At 53.3% G+C, this 24,891-nt stretch carries 27 protein-coding genes; 16 read left to right on the plus strand and 11 right to left on the minus strand.

The window, feature by feature from the left end; all coding sequences use genetic code 11:
- Positions 1-30: 30 nt before the first annotated feature.
- The 5 genes from BUB13_RS08840 to BUB13_RS08860 form a co-directional block, all read right to left on the minus strand.
- Positions 31-528, minus strand: coding sequence for a hypothetical protein (locus tag BUB13_RS08840; RefSeq protein ID WP_072908021.1), 498 nt, complete (start codon positions 526-528; stop codon positions 31-33).
- A 10-nt stretch (positions 529-538) separates the two neighbouring features.
- Entirely contained in the window at positions 539-1,036 is a 498-nt protein-coding gene (locus BUB13_RS08845) for a ferritin-like domain-containing protein (protein ID WP_161947636.1), read from the minus strand.
- A gap of 95 nt (positions 1,037-1,131) precedes the next feature.
- Positions 1,132-1,743 carry an arylesterase gene (locus BUB13_RS08850; RefSeq protein WP_072908023.1) on the minus strand — a complete coding sequence of 204 codons (612 nt, stop codon included), beginning with the start codon at positions 1,741-1,743 and terminating at the stop codon, positions 1,132-1,134.
- An 11-nt stretch (positions 1,744-1,754) separates the two neighbouring features.
- Positions 1,755-4,274 (minus strand): helicase C-terminal domain-containing protein, encoded by a 2,520-nt coding sequence (locus BUB13_RS08855; protein ID WP_072908025.1) that lies wholly within the window; start codon positions 4,272-4,274, stop codon positions 1,755-1,757.
- Between the two features lie 180 nt (positions 4,275-4,454).
- Positions 4,455-4,997 carry an NADH peroxidase gene (locus BUB13_RS08860; RefSeq protein WP_072908027.1) on the minus strand — a complete coding sequence of 181 codons (543 nt, stop codon included), beginning with the start codon at positions 4,995-4,997 and terminating at the stop codon, positions 4,455-4,457.
- 175 nt (positions 4,998-5,172) lie between these two features.
- Between BUB13_RS08860 and BUB13_RS08865 the strand changes: the two genes are divergently transcribed.
- From BUB13_RS08865 to BUB13_RS08910, 10 genes are all read left to right on the plus strand, one after another.
- Positions 5,173-5,655, plus strand: a complete 483-nt coding sequence (locus BUB13_RS08865; RefSeq protein WP_072908029.1) for a permease — start codon at positions 5,173-5,175, stop codon at positions 5,653-5,655.
- On the plus strand, positions 5,652-6,152 hold the full coding sequence (locus tag BUB13_RS08870) for a permease (protein ID WP_072908031.1): 501 nt from the start codon (positions 5,652-5,654) through the stop codon (positions 6,150-6,152). The genes BUB13_RS08865 and BUB13_RS08870 overlap by 4 nt, the downstream gene beginning before the upstream one ends.
- A gap of 8 nt (positions 6,153-6,160) precedes the next feature.
- Positions 6,161-7,078, plus strand: a complete 918-nt coding sequence (locus tag BUB13_RS08875) for a DMT family transporter (RefSeq protein ID WP_072908033.1) — start codon at positions 6,161-6,163, stop codon at positions 7,076-7,078.
- A 101-nt stretch (positions 7,079-7,179) separates the two neighbouring features.
- Complete coding sequence (locus BUB13_RS08880) at positions 7,180-7,356, plus strand: MarR family transcriptional regulator (protein WP_072908035.1); 177 nt, start codon at positions 7,180-7,182, stop codon at positions 7,354-7,356.
- A 407-nt stretch (positions 7,357-7,763) separates the two neighbouring features.
- Positions 7,764-8,261 carry a GFA family protein gene (locus BUB13_RS08885; RefSeq protein WP_072908037.1) on the plus strand — a complete coding sequence of 166 codons (498 nt, stop codon included), beginning with the start codon at positions 7,764-7,766 and terminating at the stop codon, positions 8,259-8,261.
- A gap of 334 nt (positions 8,262-8,595) precedes the next feature.
- On the plus strand, positions 8,596-9,237 hold the full coding sequence (locus BUB13_RS08890; RefSeq protein WP_072908039.1) for a TetR/AcrR family transcriptional regulator: 642 nt from the start codon (positions 8,596-8,598) through the stop codon (positions 9,235-9,237).
- Between the two features lie 15 nt (positions 9,238-9,252).
- Complete coding sequence (locus BUB13_RS08895; RefSeq protein WP_072908041.1) at positions 9,253-10,071, plus strand: efflux RND transporter periplasmic adaptor subunit; 819 nt, start codon at positions 9,253-9,255, stop codon at positions 10,069-10,071.
- A gap of 11 nt (positions 10,072-10,082) precedes the next feature.
- Entirely contained in the window at positions 10,083-13,127 is a 3,045-nt protein-coding gene (locus BUB13_RS08900) for an efflux RND transporter permease subunit (RefSeq protein ID WP_072908043.1), read from the plus strand.
- A 4-nt stretch (positions 13,128-13,131) separates the two neighbouring features.
- Complete coding sequence (locus BUB13_RS08905) at positions 13,132-14,496, plus strand: TolC family protein (protein ID WP_161947637.1); 1,365 nt, start codon at positions 13,132-13,134, stop codon at positions 14,494-14,496.
- Positions 14,477-14,968 (plus strand): hypothetical protein, encoded by a 492-nt coding sequence (locus tag BUB13_RS08910; protein WP_072908048.1) that lies wholly within the window; start codon positions 14,477-14,479, stop codon positions 14,966-14,968. The genes BUB13_RS08905 and BUB13_RS08910 overlap by 20 nt, the downstream gene beginning before the upstream one ends.
- A gap of 3 nt (positions 14,969-14,971) precedes the next feature.
- Here BUB13_RS08910 and BUB13_RS08915 read toward each other — a convergent pair whose 3' ends face one another.
- Positions 14,972-15,925, minus strand: coding sequence for a hypothetical protein (locus BUB13_RS08915; RefSeq protein ID WP_139249339.1), 954 nt, complete (start codon positions 15,923-15,925; stop codon positions 14,972-14,974).
- A gap of 277 nt (positions 15,926-16,202) precedes the next feature.
- Here BUB13_RS08915 and BUB13_RS18780 point away from each other — a divergent pair, with 277 nt between their 5' ends.
- Complete coding sequence (locus BUB13_RS18780) at positions 16,203-16,397, plus strand: hypothetical protein (protein ID WP_139249340.1); 195 nt, start codon at positions 16,203-16,205, stop codon at positions 16,395-16,397.
- 256 nt (positions 16,398-16,653) lie between these two features.
- Here BUB13_RS18780 and BUB13_RS08920 read toward each other — a convergent pair whose 3' ends face one another.
- From BUB13_RS08920 to BUB13_RS08940, 5 genes are all read right to left on the minus strand, one after another.
- A complete protein-coding gene (locus BUB13_RS08920; RefSeq protein ID WP_072908052.1) occupies positions 16,654-16,866 on the minus strand; it encodes a hypothetical protein in 213 nt (70 codons plus the stop codon).
- Positions 16,867-17,320: 454 nt separating this feature from the next.
- Positions 17,321-17,503: a hypothetical protein gene (locus tag BUB13_RS08925; RefSeq protein WP_072908053.1), complete on the minus strand. Its 183-nt coding sequence runs from the start codon at positions 17,501-17,503 to the stop codon at positions 17,321-17,323.
- Between the two features lie 353 nt (positions 17,504-17,856).
- Positions 17,857-19,047, minus strand: coding sequence for an ATP-binding protein (locus BUB13_RS08930; protein ID WP_072908055.1), 1,191 nt, complete (start codon positions 19,045-19,047; stop codon positions 17,857-17,859).
- A complete protein-coding gene (locus tag BUB13_RS08935) occupies positions 19,047-19,994 on the minus strand; it encodes an MBL fold metallo-hydrolase (protein ID WP_072908057.1) in 948 nt (315 codons plus the stop codon). The genes BUB13_RS08930 and BUB13_RS08935 overlap by 1 nt, the downstream gene beginning before the upstream one ends.
- 73 nt (positions 19,995-20,067) lie before the next feature.
- Positions 20,068-21,480, minus strand: coding sequence for an OmpP1/FadL family transporter (locus BUB13_RS08940; protein ID WP_072908059.1), 1,413 nt, complete (start codon positions 21,478-21,480; stop codon positions 20,068-20,070).
- A gap of 261 nt (positions 21,481-21,741) precedes the next feature.
- Between BUB13_RS08940 and hemL the strand changes: the two genes are divergently transcribed.
- The 5 genes from hemL to atpE all read left to right on the plus strand — a co-directional run bounded on the left by hemL (position 21,742) and on the right by atpE (position 24,854).
- Positions 21,742-23,025 carry a glutamate-1-semialdehyde 2,1-aminomutase gene (gene hemL / locus BUB13_RS08945; protein ID WP_072908061.1) on the plus strand — a complete coding sequence of 428 codons (1,284 nt, stop codon included), beginning with the start codon at positions 21,742-21,744 and terminating at the stop codon, positions 23,023-23,025.
- 128 nt (positions 23,026-23,153) lie between these two features.
- Complete coding sequence (locus BUB13_RS08950) at positions 23,154-23,429, plus strand: AtpZ/AtpI family protein (RefSeq protein ID WP_072908062.1); 276 nt, start codon at positions 23,154-23,156, stop codon at positions 23,427-23,429.
- Positions 23,413-23,778, plus strand: coding sequence for an ATP synthase subunit I (locus BUB13_RS08955; protein WP_072908064.1), 366 nt, complete (start codon positions 23,413-23,415; stop codon positions 23,776-23,778). The genes BUB13_RS08950 and BUB13_RS08955 overlap by 17 nt, the downstream gene beginning before the upstream one ends.
- 26 nt (positions 23,779-23,804) lie before the next feature.
- A complete protein-coding gene (gene atpB / locus BUB13_RS08960) occupies positions 23,805-24,479 on the plus strand; it encodes a F0F1 ATP synthase subunit A (RefSeq protein WP_072908066.1) in 675 nt (224 codons plus the stop codon).
- A 108-nt stretch (positions 24,480-24,587) separates the two neighbouring features.
- Positions 24,588-24,854, plus strand: a complete 267-nt coding sequence (atpE, locus tag BUB13_RS08965) for an ATP synthase F0 subunit C (protein WP_072908068.1) — start codon at positions 24,588-24,590, stop codon at positions 24,852-24,854.
- Positions 24,855-24,891 lie beyond the last annotated feature (37 nt).

A 24,891-nucleotide genomic window follows, 5' to 3' on the forward strand; every position in this document is an offset into this window, starting at 1 on the left:
AGAGGCCACCGCGAGGGTGGCCCGGTAAATCTATTCCGGCTGGACTTTCAAGGGTTCGCCCCAGAATGTTCCCAGCACCTTTTTGTCTGCCGGGGTGATGATGGCTCCCCGTTTTCTCATATCCTCGATGATCCCTTCGATCGAACGGCCTTCGGCAAGCGCTTTTTCCACGATCGCCAGCGAATGGCAGCCTGTACAGCGCTGTTGCAGTACCGCCCGGTATTCGCGGAGCGGATCCTGGGGGCTTGCAGGCTCGGCTGTAGTTTGTGGTTTGTTGTCAGCATTCCAGAACACGCCCATCACTTCTTGCTCCTGCTCACTCAGGCGCGCACCGAAACGGATCATCTTGGCAATGATCGTATCTATGTCGGCACCGCGCAGCATGGCATCTTCGATCCGTAGCTGGGTGTGGCACTGACTACATTTCTGGTCGAGAATACGTTGGAAGTCAGCGTAATCAAACTCGGCGGCAAACAGGCTTCCACTGCCGGCAAGAAGCAGCAGAAGCCCACAGATCATGCTTTTCATAAATTCCTCGTTACTCCCTGACAAAGGTATTGATGTCTGTCTCATGCGGCATGCGCATCATTCGAGCGTATTCCGATTCGACGATTTCATAGTGGTGCTGACTCGCTTTGGCCATCTGTTCAAAGATTTCGCGAACCCCTGGATCGATAATATTTTTCGCTTTACTGCGCAGGGTTTTCTCCAAATTTTGTTCCTTTGCCATGGCGATCTCACGTGCCCGGCGCTCTTTAACGCTGACATCTTCCAGCCCGTTCAGCTCTTTCATTGCCTCAGCGTTAAAGGTGCAGGAGCTGTTGATGTATTCGTCGAGGGAACCGTACTCTGTGCCTTTATAAAAGCGGAAAAGTTTTCCAGCTTGCTCCTCTTTTTCCTTGGCCAGACGGCTGAAGAACTGTTTGGCTCCGTCGTCGGCAACCAGCTCTGCGGCACGACGGTAAAAGCAGATCAGACCCTTTTCCGTTTCAACAGCAATCTTGAGTGCTTCCTGATGCTTCATCTCCTGTGGCATAGGCACCTCCTCTCCGGGTTCCGCCATGATTGGCCTTGTTTAGAAAAGATAGCCGAGGGGCGCCTTTTGTCAAATTGTCGACAGTATGCAATGGATCAAATCGCTCGCAAATCCACCAGCTTTTCAGCAACCGCTTCCGCCAGCTTGCGGTAACCGGCAGCGTTCAGGTGGACGTGATCGCTCTTCAATTCGCGCTTGCTCAGCAGATCACCAAGGATGTCATCGACCAGCGGGATGTTCAGCTCTTTGGCCAAGTCTTCATAAACATCAGCATCGCTAAGTAAAAGACCTGGACGTGGTACGGCAATCATGATCATCGGGATGCCGCGCTGGTTGACTGCTTCGAACATCCGGCGCAGGTTGTTTTTGAGCTGTTGCTTGTCCAGTTTGCGCAGCATGTCGTTGCCACCGTGGCAGAGGATGACCAGGTCCGGCTCGACTTCATCCAGAACCGTCGGCAGGCGGCGCGCCCCCTCAGCGCTGACTTCACCGGGGACCCCGGCGTTGTGGACGTTGCGGGCGGTCAAATGCTGCAGCTGCACAGGGTAGCTATTGCCCTCTTCGGCGCCGGTGCCGTAGGTCAGGCTGTCACCAAAAGCAAGGATGACGGAGCTTGGGCGCAGTTTGTGAAAAATCTGTCCGCTGTCGCAGGCGATCAGCGACAGAAGAATCAGGACGATCGATAACCATTTCAGAATTCTGAACATAAAAGCTCCCATTAAATGGAAAAAAAGTTTCTGATTTCAGTAAACACCTGTTCACTGTCGCCATTGACCACTCGGGCTGGCGGCAGTGAACGCAAAAACATCCGGCCGTAGCCGCGGCGCACCACCCGGGTGTCGAGGATCAGCACTACACCACGATCTTTGCGGTGCCGGATCAAGCGGCCAAAGCCCTGCTTGAAGCGGATCACAGCCTGCGGCACGGTGTACTCCATAAAGGAGTCACCGCCACGCGCTTCGATTGCCTGGGCGCGGGCTTCGAGCACTGGCTCGGTCGGCACTTTGAACGGCAACCGGGCGATGATCACCTGTTCCAGCGAGCGGCCCGGGACATCGACCCCTTCCCAGAAAGAGTCGGTGCCGAAGAGGATGCTCGACTCATCTTCGGCAAAGCGCTTCAGCAGGCGGTGACGATTTTCACTCCCCTGGCGCAGGCAACGCAGGCGTTGCGCTTCCAAAACCGGTGACAGCTCTTCATGCACCTGCCGTAACAGGGCATAGGAGGTGAAAAGAACGAAGCTGCGACCGCCGCTGGCCAGCACCGCTTTCTCCACCGCATCGCGGACTGCTTCGGCAAAGCCCGGTTTGCCCGGTTCCGGTAGATCTTTCGGAATGGCCACCAGTGCCTGCTGCTGGTAATCGAAGGGGGAATCGAGGGTCAGTTCAAGCAACCGGCCCGGTTCGACCCGGTCGAGGCCAACACGGGAATGAAAATAGCCGAAAGCACCAGCCACGGTCAAAGTCGCGCTGGTCATCACCAAGGTGCGAAAGCGTTCGTAGAGTGCCTTGTTGAGGCTGTCGGCAACCTCCAGCGGGGCTTGGCAGAGGCTGGTGATCAAGCCTTTGCCTCGGCCGATACGTCCTTCGCGCACTTCCAGCCAGATACAGGCGTTATCTGCAGCTGCCTGGAAAGATGCCAGGTCGGCGGCAAGCCCTTCCAGCCGACCGGCGATGCCGCGCAGGTCGACCAGTGAGGAATTCAGCTTGTCGCCCACCTCTTCCGGTAGCGCGTCGCTGCTTTTCAGCAGACCGAGGATGCCGTCGGCCATCTCGTGGGCACCGGTGCGCAGTTTTTCCACCCGCTGATAAATCTGCTGCCAGACCGGGGTTTGTAAAAAATCGGGGAGTACCCGGTGCTTTAGCTCGAATTTACTGGAGACTTGCTTGCCGAGGGCCGCAGGCAGTTCTTCGCCGACCGACTGCAGCTCTTCCAGTGCTGTTTCCAGTAATTGCTGTCGCTTGCTGATCAGGGTTTCGATCTGTCCATGCAGGGCGCGGTAAAGCTCATCCTCGCTTTCCGGCAGCTTCTGCGACAGTTGATCGAGAAATCGTGGCAGCAAGCCCTGATTCGGTTTGCGCGGGTGACGTAGCCGGTTGAGTACGCGGGAGAAGGTAAAGCGGGTGATCTGCGAAGAAAAATAGCTGGTGGCGACATCTTCCAGGTGATGGGCCTCGTCCAGAACCACTCGTTCAAAGGGAGGTAAAACCGCTGTTGCCGAGTAGTTACTGGTTTGCAGGCGCAAACTCAGGTCGGAGAGCAGCAGGGCATGGTTGACCACTAGGACATCGGCCCGAGCAGCCTGGCGACGAGCCTTATGAAAGAAGCAGCGGCTGTAGTGCTGACAGCGCACCCGCGCGCACTGGTCCGCCTCGCAGCAAACTTCTTCCCAGGCTTGATAGCTGGGGATAAAAGAGAGGTCTTCTTTTGAGCCGTCGCTGGTTGTTTCCGCCCATTTGAGAATCTGCTGGATTTCATCGACCTGTTCCTGATCGAACAGGCCGAGGTCGCGGCCGGCGGTTTCGCTGCGTCGCCAGCAGAGGTAGTTGCTCCGTCCTTTCACCAGTACGGCGCGGAATTCGATTTTCGTCGCGCGCTCTAGAAACGGCAGGTCTTTACGGATCAGTTGCTCTTGCAGGTTGATGGTACGGGTCGAAATGACCACCCGCTCGTTGTTGCTGCGCGCCCAAAGCAGCGCCGGAACCAGGTAGGCGAGACTTTTCCCTGTGCCGGTACCCGCTTCAACCACGGCCAGCTTGCCGCTGTTGAACGCCTCGGCAACGGTAAAAGCCATGCGCAGCTGCTCCGGCCGCTCTTCGAAATCTGGCAGGTTTTCGGCGATCACCCCTTCGGGGCCGAGCAGTTCGCCGATCTGTTCCGGGGAGATCTTCTGCTCGTCTTTGGCGGCAAAAGCTTCAACAACCCTGTACAGGTTATCCACAGCGTTGTTGACAATGTAAAAGCCGACGCCCAAAGAACCGAATTGTGAGGCCACCTCGATATCGGCGCCGGATGGGCGCAGGTCACCGGATGGGTGGTTGTGGATAACGACATCGCCGTATCCACAGGTTTGCAGGATCGCAGTAACGGACGTTTCGCCGCCACGCGCCAGCACTTCGATCTGGACGATGCGTTTATCGGCATCAGTCTGGGCGAGGACAAAGATTTCGTTGTCGTTTGCGTCCCTGATGGCGTAGCGGAGCTGGTCGATACTGTCGGGGGTGAAATAATCGAGCATGGGGTGGGATTATAGAGGAATGTTCTGCCGAATGGGAAATTAAAGTCAAAAGCTTGAAGCCGTGGGCTTGCGCGCCCGAAACCCCGCGATATTGATCTTGATTTTACTGCTTTGCACCTCTAAAAAAACAAAAAGGCCCCCGGAAACAGGAGCCTTTTTAACAATCAGCGGGAATATGCCTTAGCTGAAGAAACGCTTCAGCAGCCCAGCAAATGCCTGGCCGTGACGCGCTTCATCTTTGCACATCTCATGCACAGTATCATGGATCGCATCCAGGTTCTGCTGCTTGGCCTTGGTGGCCAAGTCTTTTTTGCCCTGGCAGGCGCCGTGCTCCGCGTCAACGCGCATTTGCAGGTTGGTCTTGGTGTCGGCAACGACAACTTCGCCCAGCAGTTCAGCGAACTTGGCTGCATGCTCCGCTTCTTCAAAAGCGATACGTTTGTAGGCTTCGGCAACTTCCGGGTAGCCTTCGCGGTCGGCCTGACGGCTCATCGCCAGGTACATGCCGACTTCTGTGCACTCGCCGGTAAAGTTCATGCGCAAAGCTTCGATAATTTCCGGGTCAACGTCTTTGGCAACGCCGATACGGTGCTCGTCAGCAAAAGCCAGATCGCCGGATTGTTCAACGAACTTATCAGCCGGAGCTTTACAGGTCGGGCACTCGGCTGGCGGGCAATCTCCTTCGTGGACGTAACCACAGATAACACAGACAAACTTTTTCATCGGATCCTCTCCTTAAATGCGTGATAATTACCAAAACGGTCGTGATTTTACAGGTCTGATGGACACTGTCAAGGGATGTTTTTTACCGGAAATATTGTGGCAAAGACCCGCAGGGAGTAGGATACTGCGGATTCACGGCTTTGCAGGTTTACCGAAGGACGAGAAAGACGTTTAGATGTCAAAAGTTGGGCTGGTATATTTACTGATAATTTCGACAGTTTACCTTTTCCTGGCGGCGAGGGATCGGCAGAAGACCGGCCAGTCATTGCGAGTCGCCGGAAAATCGTTGCTCAAACTGGTCCCGCTGTTGATCGCGGTGTTCGGATTGGTTGGGTTGTTTCAGGAATTTCTGCCGCCAGAGCTGGTTACCGAATGGCTTGGCGAGTCAAGCGGACTTCTGGGGTTACTGATCGGCGCCTCAGCTGGAGCAGTGGCGATCGGTCCGCCGCTGGCGGCGTACCCGTTGGCCGGGTCATTACTCGATGCCGGAGCCTGGCCGCCAGCTGTTGCGGCTTTCATTGTCAGCTGGATCTCGGTCGGCATTGTCACCCTGCCCTTCGAAGCTCAGACCTTCGGTAGTCGTTTCGCCCTGCTGCGCAACCTGATCAGTTTTGTCGCTGCCATGGTTGGCGGCCTGCTGTTGGGGATGCTGCTATGATGAACATGGTTCGCACTCAGTGGCTGCTTCTGTTCACTGTCAATCTCTACCTTTATGCTTTTTCGGTCGCCCCGGAGCGCGCCGCCAACGCCTTGAGCATTGGCGCGAACACCCTGGGATCAGTGGTGTTGCTGATCTGTTCGGTGTTCGGGCTGGTCGGTCTGCTGCAAACCTGGATCAGCCGAGATTTGATCGTACGTCTGCTCGGGCGCGAAGGGGGCGTAAAGGGGTTGGTCATCGCGACAATCTGTGGAACTGTATTGATCGGCCCGGCTTATATTATTTTTCCGCTGCTGATGAGCATCCAGAAGCAGGGTGCACGCTGGGCGGTGATCACCATCGTTCTGACCAGCTATGCCGTCAAAGTACAGATGATTCCGGTTGAAGTCGGATTTCTTGGCTGGCCATTCTCGTTGGCACGTGCGGTGATCACCATCGGTTTGGCGATTCCGACCGGACTGATTGTTGAAGCTTTTATGGAGCGGCGCAAGCTGTAATTCATTCAGTGGCTAATTTTCTCTTCTACACATTCACCGTACTGATCTGGGGCTCCACCTGGCTGGCAATCAAGTTTCAACTCGGCACAGTCGCCCCGGCGCTTTCCATTTTCTACCGTTTTGCTCTGGCGGCAGTGATGCTGTTTCTCTGGTGCTTGCTGACGAAAAGAGCTCTTCGCTTCAGCCGTAACGATCACTTGTTTATGGCATTGCAGGGCAGTCAGTTGTTCGCGCTGAATTACCTGTTTTTCTATCTTGCCGAACTGAGCATAACCAGCGGCCTGGCTGCGGTGGTGTTCTCTACCATCCTGGTGATGAACCTGATCAACGGTCGTTTGTTCCTGGGCACTCCGGTTGAGTTGAAAGTGCTGCTTGGCGGGTTGCTCGGCCTGTTCGGGCTGGTGTTGATGTTCTGGCCGGAGGTGACCCATTTCGATGCCGGCGGGGACGCATTGCTCGGTCTCGGCTATTGCTTTCTCGCCACTTATCTGGCATCGCTTGGCAACATCATCTCCGCGCGCAACCAGCAGAAAGGGTTGCCAGTCGTCCAGACCAACGCCTTCGGCATGGCTTACGGAGCGGCGCTGATGTTTCTCATCTCTTTTGTTACCGCTGCGCCGCTGAGTATCGAAACAAGTTTCTCCTATTTGGCTTCACTCTTCTACCTGGCACTGTTCGGTTCGGTGATAGCTTTCGGTTGTTATCTCAGCCTGGTCGGCCGAATCGGCGCAGGTCGTGCTGCTTACGCAACTCTTTTGTTCCCGTTGGTCGCGCTGCTGCTCTCCACAATCTGGGAAGATTATCAATGGACGGCGCCTGCGGTGGTCGGCATTCTGCTGATTCTAGGCGGCAATTACCTGGCGATGGTGAAGCGCAAACCTGCTCCCGTTTCCGTCGAACTGGACGAGGTCGGCGCGGAAAGCTGAAGAGAGGTAAATCTGCCAGTCGCTTTTTGATGACGAATCTGGTAATGTTTCTCCGGTATTGAAACAACCCTTTCAACTCTTTAAATTTCAGGAGCAAATTCATGGAGATGACGGACAAGGTGCTAGAGGTTATGAAAAATGCTGGCGAGCCCCTCAATGCTGGAAAGATCGCCGAGCTTGGCGGGATCGAACGCAAAGAGGTCGACAAGGCGATGAAAGTGCTGAAAAAAGAAGAAAAGATCGTATCGCCGAAACGTTGCTATTGGACACCGGCGTAAGCAAGAAGTTTATCATCAAGAAACCCTGCTCTGAACTGGAGCAGGGTTTCTTTTTTTGGTTGGTGATCTGTCCTGTCTGGCAGAAAAGGCCATCATTCCTCTACAGTTTCTCTTCATTGTTTTGATCTTGCGTGTCAGAACTAGGTTGCTTATAGCCTTCTGTGTTCATTGGTGAAACAATGATTTCCTCCCCGCACTTGGGGCATATGTAAATTTCGCACCCGGTACAGAGAAAGCAGTTGGCGCAGCTTCTGCGCAGAGAATCTTTCTTGAGCGTTGAGTAGCAGTGATTGCAATCGACGGTTTCCATGCCTCAGTATTTCCTCAATGGTTTTTGCAAAATCTGGGAATATCATACCGATTCTCGCGTTGGCTGTTAAGCTATTGTCAACGAGGAGGGATTTGCGATGCTCACAGGGAATAGCCCGTTCGGGCCTGAATATGCCTCTCTGGATGATGTCGGATTTGTCGTCAAGTACCAGGCGGCCTGCTTTTGCGGCAGTGTCCGCTACGAGGTGAGTGCTGACCCGGTCGATGCGAAACTCTGCCACTGCCGCGGATGCCAAAGGCTGCATGGCGCTCCCATGCAGTGGGCCGCGATCTTTCATAAGCAGCATGTCAGGCTGGCTTCCGGGCTGGAGCAGCTGCGATTTTACAACAGCGAGCTGGGAGTAAATGAGCGGATCTTGCCCTGTAAAGTCAGCTGTAAGCAGTGTGGAACTCTGATTGCCGACGAAGGGCGCCGGATGTGGCTGGCGTTTCCTTCCCTGTTCGATTTTCAGGGCGGTAAAATACCGACTGCCTTCAAGCCGAGCTGCCATTTGTTCTACGGTCAGCGGGCTATCGATATCTGTGACGATTTGCCGAAATGGTCCGGACATAAAAACCAGTCTGCCTTGCTTTGATGCCTATTTTGAAGGAGCAGTCCCCGGATCCCGAGCATAAATATCGATAAGTTGTGGAGAAGTAAAGGTGTAGGTTCTGAATCAGTTGCCTGTGGGGTGGGCGAACTTGCTCTGGATGGCTGTTTTTATTTCAGATCGATACTTATCTTGTCAAACTTAACCAAAAGTGCACCTGTGGGCCGGTTGAGTTCCCCATCAATTTCTCGATCCTTTCCCCTGTAATAGATTCTCTCTAATGGCAGAAAACAGTTGAAAGCAAAGACTTCAAACGACTGTTTAAATCGCTTGACTAAATTTAATCGATCGATTAAATTTTGCCGGAGGGAGGCTCAGCATGAGTAAATATCAAACCAGCAACAAGACCCAGTTGGCGTTAATCGAAGCAGCGGGCGAATTGGCGGCAGAAAAGGGCTTTGGCACTGTGACGACACGGGCTATTGCAGATCGTGCAGGGGAAAATATCGGCAGCATTCACTACCATTTCGGTGGCCGTGATCAGTTGCTGGAGGCGGTCCTGCGCTACGTGGCCCAGGATTGGATCGATAACCCCCTCGACCAGTATATTGCCGATTGCGATCTCGCCGAAAAAACGGGTCAGGCCGAAGCTTTGCGGCGGGCAGTGGTGCGCTTTGCCGACATGCTGTTCGATGATGAAAAGCCGGAGTGGCACAGCCGGGCAGTTTACCAGGTGCTGCAGTATCCGAGTCCGCTGCACGATATTTTTCGTGAAATCATCATGAACCGTGAACATGAGCAGGTCGAGCAGCTGTTGCTGAAAATCGATTCCGACCTGAGTAAAGAGATGTTGGTGCTGCACTTCAACCTGCTGCTTTCTCCTCTGATTACCCACTCCGATTATCGTGGTGCGATTCTGCCACGTTTGAACCAACCCACTTACAGCCGCGAGTACCTGCAGGCACTTGTCGATCAATGTGTCGAACAAAGCCTGCTACGGTATCGGTTACCGCTCGACTAAAAAGAGAGTTTCATCATGCGTAGCTACAAGATCATTATTTTAGCCTTGTTGTTTTCATTGCTTCCGCTGTTGTTATTAGCTGCTGACAGGCTGCCGCTGGGCAACAGTTCTTTTCAGCAAAGTTACCCAGGCACCATTTTCGCGGGCCAGCAGGCAAAGCTGGCTTTTCGTGTCGGTGGGCCGCTGGTCAAGGTGGCGGTCAAACCGGGTGACAAAGTGATAAAGGGGCAGCTGCTGATGCAGATCGATCCGCGCGATTTCGAGGATGCCATCCGCGTTCTTGAAGCTCAACTGGCCGGGGCCGAATCGTTGCGCGATCGTGCTCAGCGCGATTTCGATCGGGCGCAGACCCTGTTTGAGCAGCATGTCAGTGCTACGGCCGATTTCGATCGCGCCAAGAGCGCCTTTGACAGTGCCTTTGCCGGAGTGCAGAGCCTCAAGGCACAACTGCAGATTGCGCGGCATAAATTGAGAGATACCTCGCTGAAGGCACCATTCTCCGGCACTATTACGACCCAGAGCGCGGAAAATTTCGAGATGATCAGCGCCGGCAAGCAGGTGTTGGAGATCAAGGATACGTCGACATTGGAGGTGGAGATCAAGGTCCCGGAGAACGAAGTTGGGCGAAGGCAGGTAAAGCCGAACGGGCAGACCGCTACGGTCCGCTTCCCGGCGATTCCGAATCGCTCTGTCACGGCGAAACTGATCGAATGGAACGTCTCCGCCGATCCACTCACCCGCACCTATGCGCTGCGCTTTTCTTTCCCGATGCCGGAAGATTTTTATGTTCTGCCGGGAATGACTGCCGAAGTGCGTATCGATAACGGACAATAAAGAGGGGCGTGATGCAAGAAGAGAAGCAACTGTTTGCCCTGCAGAAGCGGACCCTGATGATCGTCTTCACCATCCTGCTGGTGGCGGCGGGGATCCTTGCTTACGAGAACCTGGGACGCCTGGAAGACCCTACCTTCACGATCAAAACCGCTGTGGTGGCGACGGCTTACCCGGGCGCGACACCGGCTGAAGTGGAGGAGGAGGTCACCGACCTGATCGAGGAGGCGATCCAGGAGATGGGGCAGGTCAAGGAGATTTACTCCACCTCGCAGGAAGGCTACTCCTTCGTTTACGTGGATATGAAGGATACCTTCAAGTCCCACCAGCTGCCACAGATCTGGGATGAGCTGCGGCGCAAAATCAGTGACGTACAGGGGCAGCTGCCACCGGGGGCCGGCCCCTCGATCGTGAACGATGATTTCGGCGATGTCTACGGCGTCTTTTTCGCCCTGACCGGCGAGGGGCTCACCAATGCCGAGCTGAAAGATTACGCCGACAGCCTGAAAAAAGAGCTGCTGCTGTGCGACGACGTTGCCAAGATTGATATGTGGGGCGTGCGCCAGGAGGCGATTTTTGTCGAGTTTAAACAAGCACAGCTGGCGCAGCTCGGTCTGACCCCGCAGCAGATTATCGGCACCCTGCAGGCGCAGAACTTGGTGCAGCGCAGCGGGAAGGTAAAAGTTGGCGACAACTATCTGCGCATCACCCCGACCGGCAGCCTTGGCAGCGAAGAGCAGATTGCTGAGCTGCTGATCGGCAGTGCTCAGGGTATGGTGCGCCTCAGTGACGTCGCAACGATTTACCGCGACTACATCGACCCGCCGCGCAACATCCTGCGTTACAACGGCAAAGAGGGGATCGGCCTCGGCATCTCGACCCTCGATGGCGGCAACGTCATCACCATGGGCGACTCGATCGAAAAACGGCTCGCCGAACTGGAGCCGAACAAGCCGGCCAACGTTGAGCTGCATTCTATTTATTATCAGAGCAAGGTGGTGACCGAGTCGGTCGACACCTTCGTCCTCAACCTGATCGAAGCGGTCGCCATCGTTATCGTCCTGCTGATGCTGTTCATGGGCTGGCGTACCGGTATGCTGATCGGTGCGGTGTTGCTGTTGACCATTCTCGGTACCTTCGTCGGCATGGCGGCGATGGGCATCGACCTGCAAAAGGTCTCTCTCGGTGCATTGATCCTGGCGCTGGGGATGCTGGTCGATAACGCCATTGTTGTTGCCGATGGCACCCTGGTACGGATGGAGCACGGTGAAGATGTGGAAACGGCGGCGACCAAAACCGTCAAGGCTGCCGGCTTGCCGCTGCTCGGTGCAACTATTGTTGCTATCCTCGCGTTTACCGCCATCGGTTTCTCACCCGGGAACGTCGGCGAGTTCTGCCGCTCTCTGTTCGACGTTATGGCGCTCTCCTTGTTTATCAGCTGGATTCTGGCGATTTCGGTGACGCCATTGTTCTGTGTGTGGTTTCTCAAGCATGTTCATACCGGAGATGACCACTCGCACAACCGGGGGATGAACAAGTTCTACCGGAAGCTGCTGCACCTGTCGATCCATCATCGCTGGATCGTGATGCTGGCGACCCTGCTGGCCCTTGGTGTGGCGCTGTTCGGTTTCGGCTATGTCCCCAAATCCTTCTTCCCCGACTCGACCCAGCGCTACTTCTACGTCAACTACTGGAACCCGCAAGGGGTGCATATCGATAAGACGGCGGAGGATCTGGCGCAGATTGATAAATATGTCAGCAGCCTCGACGGCGTGGTCAATACCACCAGCTTTATCGGCGAAGGCGGCATGCGTTTCATTATCAGTTACGATTACCAGACACCGAACAGCGCCTATGGGCAGATTTTGGTCGAGGTGGAGGATTACCGGGTTATTGACGGGTTGTTACCCAAGGTTGAAGCCTACATGGCGGAAAGTTTTCCCCAAGCCGAACCTTATGCGCAGAAAATCCAGAACGGTCCGGCGATCACTTATAAGATCGAGGCCCGTTTCCGTGGCCCCGATGTTGCCGTGTTGAAAGAGTTGGCAGGTAAAGCGGAGAAAATCCTCGCCGATTCCGGCAACGCCCGCGACCTGCGCACCGACTGGCGGCAGCCGGTTGATGTGCTACGGCCGCAGTTTTCGCAAACCCAGGCGCGTTACGCCGGGATCACCCGCAGCGACCTTGCCAATGCCCTGCAGTGGAACTTTAATGGCATCACCGCCGGGCTCTACCGCGAACATGACAAATTGATCCCGATCCAGTTCCGTTCTCCGGCGGAGGAACGCAAAAGCCTGGAAAACATGACGAATATCCAGATTCGCAGTTCTTTGCAGAACAGCTTTGTCTCTTTGCAGCAGGTTGTCAGCGGGATTGAGTCGGTGAGTGAGGACGCGCTGGTCAAACGGCGTGACCGGCAGCGCACCATCACTGTGCAGTGCAACCCGAAGCAGGGACTGCCCGCTGAATATCACAGCAGCATCCGCGGGGAGGTCGAAGCGATTGAACTGCCGACCGGTTACTCGCTGGAGTGGGGCGGTGAGTTCGAAAGTTCAGCGGAAAGTCAGGCGCCGCTGGCACAGGTGTTCCCGCTTTGTATCCTCGGTATGTTCCTGATCGTGGTCTGGCTGTTCGATTCCTTCCGCCGACCACTGATCATCTTCATGACCGTACCTCTGTCGCTGATCGGTGTCTCTGCCGGCCTGCTGCTGACTGGGTTACCCTTCGGTTTCATGTCGATTCTCGGTTTCCTCGGTCTGTCTGGGATGCTGATCAAGAATGCCATCGTCTTGATCGACCAGATCGAACAGGACCTGAAACTGGGGGTCGAGCCGTATAAAGCGGTGCTCGATTCTTCCGTCAGCAGGATGCGGCCGGTGCTGATGGCTTCCGGAACCACCATTCTCGGCATGGCACCACTCTTGTTCGACGCTTTTTACGCGGCAATGGCGGCGACCATCATGAGTGGTCTGTTTGCAGCGACCTTCCTGACGTTGATTATCGTTCCGGTCGCTTACACCAAGGTTTATAAAATCAAGGCGGATAAAGCTCATGTTTAGAAAAATGATGATATTTTTTTTGTTTCTACTGCCGAGTTTCGCGTTCGCCCAGATCGAACCTCTGCAGCAACTCGATATGCAGATTCCCCACGGCAGCTTGACCTTAAGCCATGCCATCCGCATGGCGCTGGACTCATCGCCGAGTGTCAAGCAGGCGGCAATACGGATTGAAGCGGCGCAGGCGGTTGTCGGCCAGGCCCGTTCGGCGCTCAAGCCGATGGTCAGTGCCAATATCGGTCGCCGTCACCAGAACAGCACCATTCAGCCGGACTGGGCACCGCAGGTCCGTTTCAACGACAGTTTTGATATCTGGACGGCTGGTGTCGAGGCGAACTGGCTGCTGTTCGACGGCTTCGCCCGGCGGGCGCGAATTCTTGCTGCCGAATACAGTGTTGAAGCCTCCGAAAAAACTCGGGACGAAACCCGTCGCCTGCTCGCTGAAGCGGTCTCTGGCGCTTTTTACCAGGCGCAGCTGGCGGTCGAGAGCATGTTGATTGCGCAGCAAAACCGCAACTTCAACCGCGCCTTGGAAGAAGAGGCGGATATTCGCTGGCAGACCGGTAGCATTCCGGAAGCGGAGAAACTCAATTTCGCCGTTCGGGCGCTGCAGGCGGAGAGTGATTACCTGCGAGCTGAGCAGAGTTTCAAGCTGGTGACGGTAGTGCTGGCCGAACTGATGGCGTTGCCCGATGCAAAGCTGCCGACAAACCTCTACCCGGTACGCAGCGAAGCAGATGTCCTGAAGCAGGCTGTGCCGGACTACGACAAGGAATTTACCTATGCGCTGCAGCAGCGCCCCGATCTTCAGGCGTTGAATGCATCCGTCGCCGCGTTGCAGCAGAATAAAAAGGTGCAGCAGGGCAGCTACTGGCCGAAGCTGATTCTCAACAGCGGTTTCGATTACAACAAGTACGAGGGGCTGAAGTCGGGTGACCAGGAGGAGCACGATGCGTACGCTGGATTGCACCTGAGCTGGGATCTCTACCAGGGCGGCAGCCGTGCGGCGAAAGTTCGCGAGGCCGAACATGAAATCAGTGCTCTGCGGCAACAGAAACGGCAGCAGATTTTGGCCATTCAGTCATCCATCCAGCAGGCGATCGCGTCCGCTGAAGCGACCCGCAGCATGTATCAACGCCAGCAGCAGTCACTGCTGTTGACGGCAAAAATCCGCGAGCACATTGAAAAAGCCTACCGTGCAGGGGTTGCGAACCTGACCCGGCTGAACGAGGCTCAGACCGATCTGGTCCGTGCAGCCGGCGCTGAATCGGCCAGCCGGATTAATTATCTCTTGTCGCTGCAGCAGCTGAAAGCGGCGAGTGGGCGGATTCTGAATGATGAGGGAGGGGAAAGTGGACAGTCGGTTCAATAACATTGACAGCATCAAGAAGCTCTGGTGGCTGCACGACTCTTACTGGCATGCCACTGTAGTGAAAGAATTCGGGATGGAGAAGGCAAACGAACTGAACTTGGCCGCGGCGGAGAAGTTTTTCCGTAAATATACCCTGTTGCTGTTGAAAACGGGTGAAATTAAAAAGCCGCAGTCGATCGAGGACCTGGTTGACATCTTCAGAGTCGTCTGGGCGACCTGCTTCCCCGACGGCATGTATCTGGATGCACCGATTACGATTGAAGGCAACACCGCTACCTGGATGGGGACAGAGTGTCACGCCTACGATTCTCTCCGGTCAGCGAAGATGGATACTGGCTACGCTTGCGGTTGTCAGGCGATCCGTAACGGGGTGATGAAAGCGTTGCGGTTGAAGGTTGATCATTCCATCGAGGAGAGTTTGATCAATGGTGACGGGCGCTGTGTCATCAAATTTTCTTTCCAGCCGAAATGAGAATTACAGATTCCATCCCCAGTATTTAAGGAACCTGCTGAACTCCCACAGGTCAGATTTTTCCCGCGCCCAGGGTTTTAAACTGGTGTAAAAGACAGTCCCTGTTTCGTTGCTGGGACCTAAATCCTTGTCCTCGCCAACGCGCAGATCGAGAGCCCACCACCCCATCAGCCAGCGCTCATAAGGCTTGTAACTGCCACGCACATAGCCTTTGCGCGGCCCTTCAGTTTCGAAAAAAGAAAGAGTTTTGTTCTTGAATGGGAGTTCGCGCAAGGATTGCATCGGCAGCAGTTCGGCGGTTTGTGCGTTTTCTGTTGTCGGTTTTAGCAGTCCTATATCCATCACCCGATGTGTTGCCCCTCTGACCCGGATGGCGAACCTGTGCTGCGCAGCTTCTCTGTCGATATCGATGCGTGCCGGGAGCAGTTCGCCGTAAATATCCTGTTTAGCTGCAGGCCAATCGGCAGGGTAGGCTGATTCCGGTAATGCCGACGTAGGAATAATTGCCAGATAGCAGCCGCAAGTGTGGACCGTCGTCAGCAGAAGGGGAATGTTGTTGCTGTCCAAAGTGACAAGCGCCAGCAAACCGACATTGTTTCCGGCAGTCAGGTGGCCGTTCGGTGTGCTCTCGAAGTGGACTCGGTAGATCAGATTACGATATGTGCGGCCATTGCTGCTGAAGACCTGTTGTTGAGCAAAAATCGTCGGGTGGTTCGGATCGACGTTAGCGACAGGTTGGCCATTATCGCCGGTTTTAAAGCCGGGACTACCGATCCGGTTGTAACTTTTCTCTGCCTCTTCGAGTATGAACTGAGGGGCAAAACGGCTCAGCAGGTTCCCCTGAGTTTGGACAGAAACACTGACTGAAAAGGAGTCTTCTGTTTTCTGGGCAGGTTGCAAGCTAGCGCAAGCAGTTGTTAGCAGCAACAGCATCAGGATGAAAAATTTTGTCGGCATCCGCATAAAAGTCCTATATGTCGGGGGATCATCCTTTCAACTATAGCACCCTCCCCCTTTTTCAAAAGATAGCTTCACGAGCCTCTTGATATAAAATCGGCAGGGCCTGCTGACCCTGTTTGTCATCCCGGCGGTTTACCTGTTACTGGGGCGTGAGCGTCAGTCGGTGGAAGTAAAAGAAGTTGCTGTCCAGCGAGTGAAGGAGGTGACAGCGTGAAACGGATAAATCTAAACTCTGCTACTCGGCTGCGTCGGGCTGCTGCTCTTCGCCTGTACCATGGGGCTAGATTATCAACGTCCCGAAGCGCTGGTGCCGGTGCAATATAAGAGTGATGCTCCCTGGAAAGAGGCAGTGCCGAGCGATGTGCTGGCCAAGGGGGACTGGCGGACAATTTATAACGACCCGGTCTTGAACAATCTGGAGATGAAGGTGGTGGAAGCCAACCTAGACCGGCAGCAGCTACATCGGTAGTCAATATGCTCTGCCGCTGGTGCGGTCAGCTATCAGGAAGTAATCGATACTCAGCGTACTGCACTGCAGACGGAACGTGCCCTGGTGCAGTTGCGTGGGCAGCAGATGGATAGTTCGGTCTCGCTGGTTAAAGCTCTCGGTGGTGGCTGGCATGTTGCCGCGACGGATTGACCGAACTTTAATTTCACCGAAAACCCAAAAAGGGCCTGACGGATATTCCGTGAGGCCCTTTTTGGTAGAAATCGAATTAAGCTTTTTAGCAAGCCCAGCAGTAATCGTCACCTTCGACAGCTTCGGTGGTAGCCGAGAGGAACGACTTGGCGTTCGGGTCGTTGATAACTTCCGACAAGCCATGGTTGATCGACCAGCTGGTACCGCATACGGCACACTCCATGATGCCTTCATCAAACTGGTCGGAGTGAAGGTTGATTTCCTGGTGTTCGTGATTGTTGCAGACTGGGCATTTCATAACGTTCTCCTTATGATCGATATGATTTAAAATCACATCTAATGTTTATTTATGATTGAAGTATACTCTTCTAAAAAATCCTGACAATAGTTATTTTAGTAGAAAGTCTTTGTAAAACAATATGTTACAGAGTTTTCCTGTTTTACTGAATAGATCATTGGTTTGTTTTTGGGTCTTTGGTCTGACCAATGGTTTTGAGGGCTTGAGCAAGCCCCCTTCACAAGGGGGTTTCTCGGTTTTATCTGGTGAAGAGTGAGTTTGTTTTCATTCTCGTTTTTTTCGTTGGGGTGTTGAGAGGGAGCTGTTTTTTTTTTACTTTTTCGCTTTTTTCCTAATTTAAAACGGAAGTTCAACCGGTTTGGCGGACAAAAAAGAAGCCCATCACAAAATGTGACGGGCTTCAAGCATACCGGTCGGAGTCGTAACCGGCATCTATACTCGTGTTAAATTTAGATCAATGAGCGGCGACCTGAGTCTCATACTCGGTCGAAGCCTTGATGATGTTGGCCAAGCCTTGATCATCAAGCCAGATGGTGCCGCAGGTGCTGCACTCGATGATATCTTTAGCGTAGCCGTCGGAATGCAGATCGAGTTCGTTGTGATCGACGTTTTTGCAAACTGGGCATTGGCACTTCATAGCTTTCTCCTCAAAAATATGGTCAAAAATAACAGATAGTGAATGTCGTTGAGTTGATTATACGCCTGTACCTATTGAATGCAACCGTAAAAAGAGAAAAAATGTCTAAAAAACAATAACTTATGCGACGATTTTGTTTTGCAGAGCAGACCGGGGTTTAATTTGAAGCATCATGTATACGTTATAAAATTATGTATACAGTAATAAAACCAAGGTTAAGTACCTTTTTTTACAGGGTTTTGCTGAGTAGACCAGCGGTATAAAAATGACAGAAAATTTATCTGCTGTGTTTGTACCCCAAAGGGGTGGGAGTGAAAAAAAATGTTATTCTGGGCGCAAAATCAGGACTGCAACTAAGGGATTTTGCTTTTTTGTCTGAATTGTCCTGAAAAAATTCTGTGGCAGGCTTTTTTAAATCCACTCACGATAAAGGGCATGGCACGCTGCCGTTCAAGCAATCTTTTTCCCATCAGCATGGTTCTGTTTTTGGGCGGCTTCTGTTTTTTATCCCGCGGGATCAGCTTCAATGCCTGCTGCGGGCAGGCCGCCAGGCAGGCGCCGCAACCAAGGCAGACTTGCTGCTTTATTTGAATCGGCTGTTGTCGGTCGATTGCAACCAGGGCCGAGACATTACAGCTGCTGATGCAGCGGCCGCAGCTATTGCACTTGATTGGGTTGATTTCCGCGATAAAAGGAGCCTTGGCGATGCCGTTGTGATAGCCGGCCTGTACGCCCGCCATCAATTCGCAACAGCAGGAGCAGCAGTTACAGATAAAGGCTGGCTGTTGGCGGATGTTGTCGGTGATGTGGGTCAGTCCGAGCCGGCGGGCCTGCTCGACGATCGCCAGCAGTTGCTCTTTGCTCTGTTCTTTGGCAAAGCCGCGTCGCACCAGAAAGCGTGCCCCGCTACCGAGGGAGATGCAGGTGTCCTCCATCGGCGCACCTTTTTCACAGGGTTGCTGCAGATGGTGCTTTTTGTGCCGGCAGTAGCAGATGCCGACAGCACCGAAATCAGCTTGCTCGATTATCTTTCGGGCGTTTTCGTAACTTGTCACTTCTGAATCGACAGGAATCTGATCGTCATAGACCAATGAGCGGGTCAGAGGGGTTTTGCTGTCGAAGAACTCCTTCGCCATTCCGGTCTGTGGATTGCTATACAGGTATTCATACATCAACTGTGCGATTTCCGTTTGTGGAATATCGTCACGCAGCTTCATAAAGCTGAACTCAAAAAATCCGATCAGTCCCGGCATCAGCAGGTAATAGGTTTCGCCCTCGTAGGGCAGATCCATGATCACCCCTTTGTCGGCCATACGATCGAGTAGAGGTGCCAATTCTGCACAGCTAATTCCGGTCGCCTGTGCGACTTCCGTCAGTGTCGATTCTTCCAAAGGGAAGCGGGAGGCGATGTAGGCTTCCTGTTCGTCAAACAGGTGGCTGAGAATCTGTCGCAGCGTTTCACTGTCTGGCAGGCCGACCGGGTACTTGTTGAGGCGATCGATGAGAGGGACGATACTGCTTTTAGTGCCAACCTGGTGGCCCATCAGGTTTCTCCTGTTGCCAGCTCAAACAGTTCCGCCATTTGCGAGAAAAGGTCGATCTGTTGGAGCGAGTTCTTTAATCGGTCCGGTTCTGCAAGGAAATCGCGGATGAAAATGACCTCGGATGTTTTCAGATATTTCAGAAAAGGTTCTTTGATGCTACCGCCGAACAGCTTATCGACCACCTGCGGGGCACTCAGATCAACAGAATATTGACGACTGCGGGCCGCCCGTTCGAGCAGTTTGCCGGTGTAATAGCAGATATTGTTGTCGACGCTGACGATATAATCGCGGTGGCCGGGAAAGATTTGTCTGCCACGCAGCGAGGCCAGTTTGGTGATGGTTGCGCAATAGGCCTGGTAGTTGCTGAACCGTTCTCCCGTGAGCAGGTCGATATCGAGCAGCGGAGACTGGAAAATTTCGCGCAGCATGGTGTCGCCGGTGACTGCCCAGTCGTTTGTCGCGTAGACGAGGTCGCTCTGTGAATGGCCGGGACAAGGAATAACGTCAATGCCAAGTTCCACTGGCAGATTCTGTTCGGCGATTTTGAAGTTTTGCGGGAAGTCGGGAAACACGGAGTCGTTGTCCATTTCGCAGCGGAACGCCGTGGCGAAATCTGCGCTGAAACCGATATCACGCAAAATCGAAACCATACCGTTCAGGCGTTTGTGGTGTTGGGTAATCTTCAGGCTGTCGCGATAGGGCAGGTAGATGGTGCAACCATATTCCTGTTCCAACCAGGCGGCGAGGCCGTAATGATCGATGTGGCAGTGGGTAATCAGCACATGTTGCAAACGATCAAGGTCGAGTTTGTTCAGCAGATAGTCTTTGGTTTCGCTTGTCGGTGCGCCGGTGTCGATCAATATCAGTTGACCGTTGATTTCAATACTATAGAAATGCACCGGCCCGACCGGGTATGGCGTTGCCAGAGTATGTTGGGTCGGTCGCATAAACAGCTCACGAAAAAAGGGGACAGAATCAAATTCTGTCCCCTTTGCGGTGAGAAATCAAGTCAGCTGAGTTTTAGAATTTATAGCTCAGCTGGATGCTGGCGATGTCGACAGCGTTTTCGAATTCACCGACGACGGTGCCGCGGGCCAAGTCTTCATCGTCCGCACCCTCATCCGTTGCATATTTTTCCATTTTTGAATCCGAGACAAACAGGTGGGCATAGGCAACATCCATGCTCAGTTTGTCGGTAAACTGGTAACCGCAACCAAGGGAAACCCAGGTACGGTCTTCGCCTGGGATACGCGGTGTACGATGCTCGTCTGAAATTGGAGTTTCGTCAAAAGCAACGCCGGCGCGGAGAACGAGTTTTTCGTTAAGCTGGTAAGTTGCTCCGATTGAGTAGCGCCATGTGTCGTCCCAGTTTTCGGTAGTGATTGAGGGGCTGTCTGCGAGGGTCCCTTCAAAATTCATGACCAGTGAGTCAAAAGAACTCCATTCGGTCCAAGTGATGTCTGCCATGATTGCCAGTTCCGGGGTTGCCTGATGGAAATAGCTTAGTGATGCGCTCGCAGGTAATTCAATGCTTCCGTAGGCCCCTTGTTTCACAAAAGTCGCTTGTGCCATTGCCAGCAATGCTGGATCAACGTTACTTAGCCACGTAGGATTCTGAATGTTAAATTTCGCATCCCCTTCCAACTTGTGCTTAATCTTAGAACGGTAAGCAAATCCCATGCGGGTCTCCGGGGTAAACTCGTAAAGTAAGCCAAGGTTGTAGCCGAAGCTCCAGTCATCTGCGTTGAGCTCGGAAAAAACATCAGCGTTTGGGTTGGATGGAACGGGTGTGGCTGCTAACGCAGGGTTTAAGATGGCTGCTTTCAAGCCGAAATCGATCATACTGCTAAGAGTTGCTTCAATATATTGGGCGTTGAATCCGGCACCTATGGAAAGTTTTTCAGTAGCCCTGTAGGCAATAGAGGGATTGATGTTGATGGTCATAACATCGGACTCGACGGCATGATATCGGCCAATCCAGGTTTTATCGTATTTAGTGGCGAGACCAAAGGGTGCGTTGATCCCAAGGCCAATAGCCATTTTTTCGGAGAGCCTGTTTACATAGTAAAAGTTGGGAGCAATTCCAGTAACACCGCCGTCTCCTCCCGAAGAGCCTGCAGTCATTGGTAGACTATTGCTGTCGCGAATGGGGCCGGTTAAGGCATTTGTCGGGGCTTGCTCCGCAGTAAATTTAGTTGAGGGCATAATGACGTGGAGTGCACTAGTCACTTCCTGCCCTTCAAGCAACATCATACCTGCCGGGTTAAAAAAAACGGTGGTGGCATCTTCCGCACTGGCAGCACCGCCAGCGAAGGCATTACCGAGTCCGGAGACCGATTGCTCGATCAGTGCAAAACCGGCAGCAAAAGAGCTGCCGGCAGTCGCCAGCAGCAGGCCCAAACCGATAAGAGGGGCAGTGCATTTTTTCCACATAGAAAACTCCTTTGATAGCAATAGTGCATGTAACAAGCTGTAACTAAGTGGTGGCAATATAGGCGGATTCCCTGTTTGGCGCAATAGAACAGTATTTTTTTGTTACGAACCCTAAGTTAAAAGTTTGCAGGCAGGCTCTTGGGTCGGGGCTGTTTTCTTGACAGTCGAAAGCCCCTGTGATAACGAAAGCGGTCTATCCGTTTCAGATTTTTCGGTCACACTGTTTACTGACCCCCGCATCTCTTTTCAAGGAGCTCAAGAATGAATCATCAACAATCGGAAGCTTTGTTCTCTGCCGCAAAAAACGTTATCCCCGGAGGGGTTAATAGTCCGGTTCGGGCGTTCAAGTCGGTTGGCATTAATCCGATTTTCATTGAGAAGGCTGCGGGCAGCAAGATTTATGATGCCGATGGCAACGAGTATATCGATTATGTCGGTTCCTGGGGCCCGATGATTATGGGGCACTGCCACCCGAAGGTGGTCGAGGCGATCCAGAAGACCGCAGCCAGCGGAGCATCCTTTGGAGCGCCGACTGCACGTGAGACACAGCTGGCTGAGATGGTCAGTGAAGCCTACCCGAACATTGAAAAGGTGCGCATGGTCTCTTCTGGCACCGAGGCGACTATGAGCGCGATTCGGCTGGCTCGTGGTTATACCGGTCGCGACAAGATTCTCAAATTTGATGGCTGCTACCACGGACATGCCGATTCTTTGCTGGTCAAGGCGGGCAGTGGTTTGGCGACTTTTGGCGTACCGACGTCTCCCGGTGTGCCAGCCGATTTCGCCAAGTACACTCTAACTGCAACCTACAATGACCTGGATGAGGTCAAGCAGATGGTCGCGGCCAACGATAAAGAGATCGCCTGTATCATCCTCGAGCCGATCGCTGGCAACATGGGCTGTGTGCCACCTGTTCCTGGTTTCCTCGAGGGGCTGCGCGAACTTTGTACCCAGGAAGGGATCGTGTTGATCGTCGATGAAGTCATGACCGGTTTCCGCGTTGCTTTCGGTGGTGCGCAGGAACGCTTCAACGTCCGCGGTGACCTGGTCTGTCTCGGCAAGATCATTGGTGGCGGACTACCGGTCGGCGCATTCGGCGGCAAAAAAGAAATAATGGATTCTCTCTCGCCGGAAGGTGGCGTCTATCAGGCCGGAACCCTTTCTGGTAACCCGCTGGCGATGAGCGCCGGGATCGCGACTCTGAATATCCTCAAGGAAGAGGGCTTCTACCAGCAACTGGAAGAGAAGAGCGCTTACCTTGAAAAGGGTCTGCTGCAGGTTGCGGGTAACAGTTCGGTCGCCACCTGCTGGCAACGTGTTGGTGCCATGTTCTGCACCTATTTCCAGCAGGGGCCGGTTAACTCTTTTGCCGATGCGCTCAACAGCGACACGGAAACTTTCAGCAAATTTTTCCGCAACATGCTGGACAATGGAATCAATCTGGCACCGTCGCAATTCGAAGCCGGATTCATGAGTGTTGCCCATTCGCAGGAGGATCTCGACAAGACGATTGAGGCTGCGGAAAAGTCATTTGCGGCGCTCTAAAAGGTAACCCGCTGAAACAACTAAGTTGCTGATCAAATGCCGTTATTATGCGGTTGACTTCAAGGGTACGCTATGGTATTTAAGGTCCGCTTTTTACGGCAGCAGTGTATGCTGTATACAATTGACCGATGACCGATACTAAAGAAAACAGACGTGAATTATTCAAGTCGATCGGCTTTCTGTCGGGTGTCGGCATCTCCATGGTCGCGGCGACGTTTATTGGCTTCGGCATGGGGTATTATCTCGATCAGTGGCTTGATACCAAGCCTTGGTTGACGCTGGTTTTTCTGGCTCTGGGGATTATCGCCGGGTTCCGTAATGTCTACATCCTTACGGCCCGCGAGTTAAGACGACAGAAGCGGGAAGAGCAGCAGGCGGAAAAGGAACGTGACGCAGAAGGATGATCAGTTGCTGGCAGTAATGGCCCGGCGCAATTGGATAATACTGATCGTTCTGGTTCTGCTCAGCCTGTTCTGGCAATCACCCCCAGTGACATATGGAGTGTTGGCAGGTGGCGTGCTGGTGATTATCAATTATCGCTGGCTGGGACGTTCTCTGCTGAAGGTGATTAACGACCCGCAACTGCACTCGGCGAAAGGCTTCAAGCGTAATTATTTCTTCCGCTTGATCTTTATCGCCAGCGCTATTTATCTGTTGCTGGTTCGCGGTGGGGTTGACCCGCTGGCACTGATCGTCGGGCTTTCGGTTGTTGTCCTGAACCTGATGATTACGACGCTGAAAAGACTTTATTAAGTTCTCAATAGATAGGAGCACGAAACATGACTCATCCGTTTTTATTCTTGCAGTGGATCGAACAGCAGCTGCATCTGCATATTGGTGAACACGTGACCTACACTTGGCTGGTCATGATCATCCTGATTGCGGTCGCATTTTTTGCAACCAAGGCGATTTCGATTGTGCCGAGCGGACTGCAGAATCTGATGGAAGTTGTCACCACCGGTATTGAGGGACTGCTGGAAGAGACCATGGGCGAAGAAGGCAAAGCCTACTTCCCGCTGATCGCGACCTTCGCGCTCTTTATTCTGGTGTCGAACCTGATTGCGCTGATTCCTGGTTTCTACCCGCCGACTGCCAATCTGAATACCAACGCAGCGCTGGCACTGACTGTTTTCGTGATGACTCATGTCGTCGGCTTCAAAAAGCATGGTGGTGCTTATCTCAAGCACTTCATGGGCCCGATCCTTTGGCTGGCTCCGCTGATCTTTGTCATCGAGATCATCGGTCACCTGGCTCGCCCGCTCTCCCTGACTCTTCGTCTTTTCGGTAACATGTGGGGTCACGAGATCGTACTGATGATCTTCCTGATGCTGGTGCCACTGTTCCTGCCGATCCCGATGATGCTGATGGGTGTTCTGGTTGCCTTCATCCAGACATTCGTTTTTACCCTGCTGGCGATGATTTACATTGCCGGTGCGCTGGAAGAAGCTCACTAAAGGTTTTAGCCTGATGACAGGCTCTAGATAGTTACTTTTCGCAGGTGCGAAAAAAAGTCCTATATCAAATAGGAACAATCAAAAACTTAGAAAAGAAGGAGTAAGACAATGGAATTTTTCGCTTGGTGTATGATGGCAGCTGGTATTGGTATGGGTCTGGGTTCTTTCGGTACCGGTATCGGTCAAGGTCTGGCTATCAAGTCCGCTTGTGAAGGCGTTGCTCGTAATCCGGGCGCATCCGGTAAAATCCTGACCACCATGATGATCGGTCTGGCGATGATCGAGTCCCTGGCAATCTACGTTTTCGTTGTTGCCATGATCATCCTCTTCGCCAACCCGTTCACCGAGCAGGTTGTTCAACTGCTGGCCAAGTAAGAACGGCGAAATACAAAGAAAAAGGCGGGTCCCTTCG

The sequence above is a fragment of the Malonomonas rubra DSM 5091 genome, assembly GCF_900142125.1.
GTDB lineage: Bacteria > Desulfobacterota > Desulfuromonadia > Desulfuromonadales > Geopsychrobacteraceae > Malonomonas > Malonomonas rubra.

Bases quoted from the DNA above. Each gene is read 5' to 3' on its own strand.
- BUB13_RS08840 (WP_072908021.1), bottom strand. From the start codon at position 528: ATGAAAAGCATGATCTGTGGGCTTCTGCTGCTTCTTGCCGGCAGTGGA.
- BUB13_RS08845 (WP_161947636.1), bottom strand. From the start codon at position 1,036: ATGCCACAGGAGATGAAGCATCAGGAAGCACTCAAGATTGCTGTTGAA.
- BUB13_RS08850 (WP_072908023.1), bottom strand. From the start codon at position 1,743: ATGTTCAGAATTCTGAAATGGTTATCGATCGTCCTGATTCTTCTGTCG.
- BUB13_RS08855 (WP_072908025.1), bottom strand. From the start codon at position 4,274: ATGCTCGATTATTTCACCCCCGACAGTATCGACCAGCTCCGCTACGCC.
- BUB13_RS08860 (WP_072908027.1), bottom strand. From the start codon at position 4,997: ATGAAAAAGTTTGTCTGTGTTATCTGTGGTTACGTCCACGAAGGAGAT.
- BUB13_RS08865 (WP_072908029.1), top strand. From the start codon at position 5,173: ATGTCAAAAGTTGGGCTGGTATATTTACTGATAATTTCGACAGTTTAC.
- BUB13_RS08870 (WP_072908031.1), top strand. From the start codon at position 5,652: ATGATGAACATGGTTCGCACTCAGTGGCTGCTTCTGTTCACTGTCAAT.
- BUB13_RS08880 (WP_072908035.1), top strand. From the start codon at position 7,180: ATGGAGATGACGGACAAGGTGCTAGAGGTTATGAAAAATGCTGGCGAG.
- BUB13_RS08885 (WP_072908037.1), top strand. From the start codon at position 7,764: ATGCTCACAGGGAATAGCCCGTTCGGGCCTGAATATGCCTCTCTGGAT.
- BUB13_RS08890 (WP_072908039.1), top strand. From the start codon at position 8,596: ATGAGTAAATATCAAACCAGCAACAAGACCCAGTTGGCGTTAATCGAA.
- BUB13_RS08895 (WP_072908041.1), top strand. From the start codon at position 9,253: ATGCGTAGCTACAAGATCATTATTTTAGCCTTGTTGTTTTCATTGCTT.
- BUB13_RS08900 (WP_072908043.1), top strand. From the start codon at position 10,083: ATGCAAGAAGAGAAGCAACTGTTTGCCCTGCAGAAGCGGACCCTGATG.
- BUB13_RS08905 (WP_161947637.1), top strand. From the start codon at position 13,132: ATGATGATATTTTTTTTGTTTCTACTGCCGAGTTTCGCGTTCGCCCAG.
- BUB13_RS08915 (WP_139249339.1), bottom strand. From the start codon at position 15,925: ATGCCGACAAAATTTTTCATCCTGATGCTGTTGCTGCTAACAACTGCT.
- BUB13_RS18780 (WP_139249340.1), top strand. From the start codon at position 16,203: ATGGGGCTAGATTATCAACGTCCCGAAGCGCTGGTGCCGGTGCAATAT.
- BUB13_RS08920 (WP_072908052.1), bottom strand. From the start codon at position 16,866: ATGAAATGCCCAGTCTGCAACAATCACGAACACCAGGAAATCAACCTT.
- BUB13_RS08925 (WP_072908053.1), bottom strand. From the start codon at position 17,503: ATGAAGTGCCAATGCCCAGTTTGCAAAAACGTCGATCACAACGAACTC.
- BUB13_RS08930 (WP_072908055.1), bottom strand. From the start codon at position 19,047: ATGGGCCACCAGGTTGGCACTAAAAGCAGTATCGTCCCTCTCATCGAT.
- BUB13_RS08935 (WP_072908057.1), bottom strand. From the start codon at position 19,994: ATGCGACCGACCCAACATACTCTGGCAACGCCATACCCGGTCGGGCCG.
- BUB13_RS08940 (WP_072908059.1), bottom strand. From the start codon at position 21,480: ATGTGGAAAAAATGCACTGCCCCTCTTATCGGTTTGGGCCTGCTGCTG.
- hemL (WP_072908061.1), top strand. From the start codon at position 21,742: ATGAATCATCAACAATCGGAAGCTTTGTTCTCTGCCGCAAAAAACGTT.
- BUB13_RS08950 (WP_072908062.1), top strand. From the start codon at position 23,154: ATGACCGATACTAAAGAAAACAGACGTGAATTATTCAAGTCGATCGGC.
- atpB (WP_072908066.1), top strand. From the start codon at position 23,805: ATGACTCATCCGTTTTTATTCTTGCAGTGGATCGAACAGCAGCTGCAT.
- atpE (WP_072908068.1), top strand. From the start codon at position 24,588: ATGGAATTTTTCGCTTGGTGTATGATGGCAGCTGGTATTGGTATGGGT.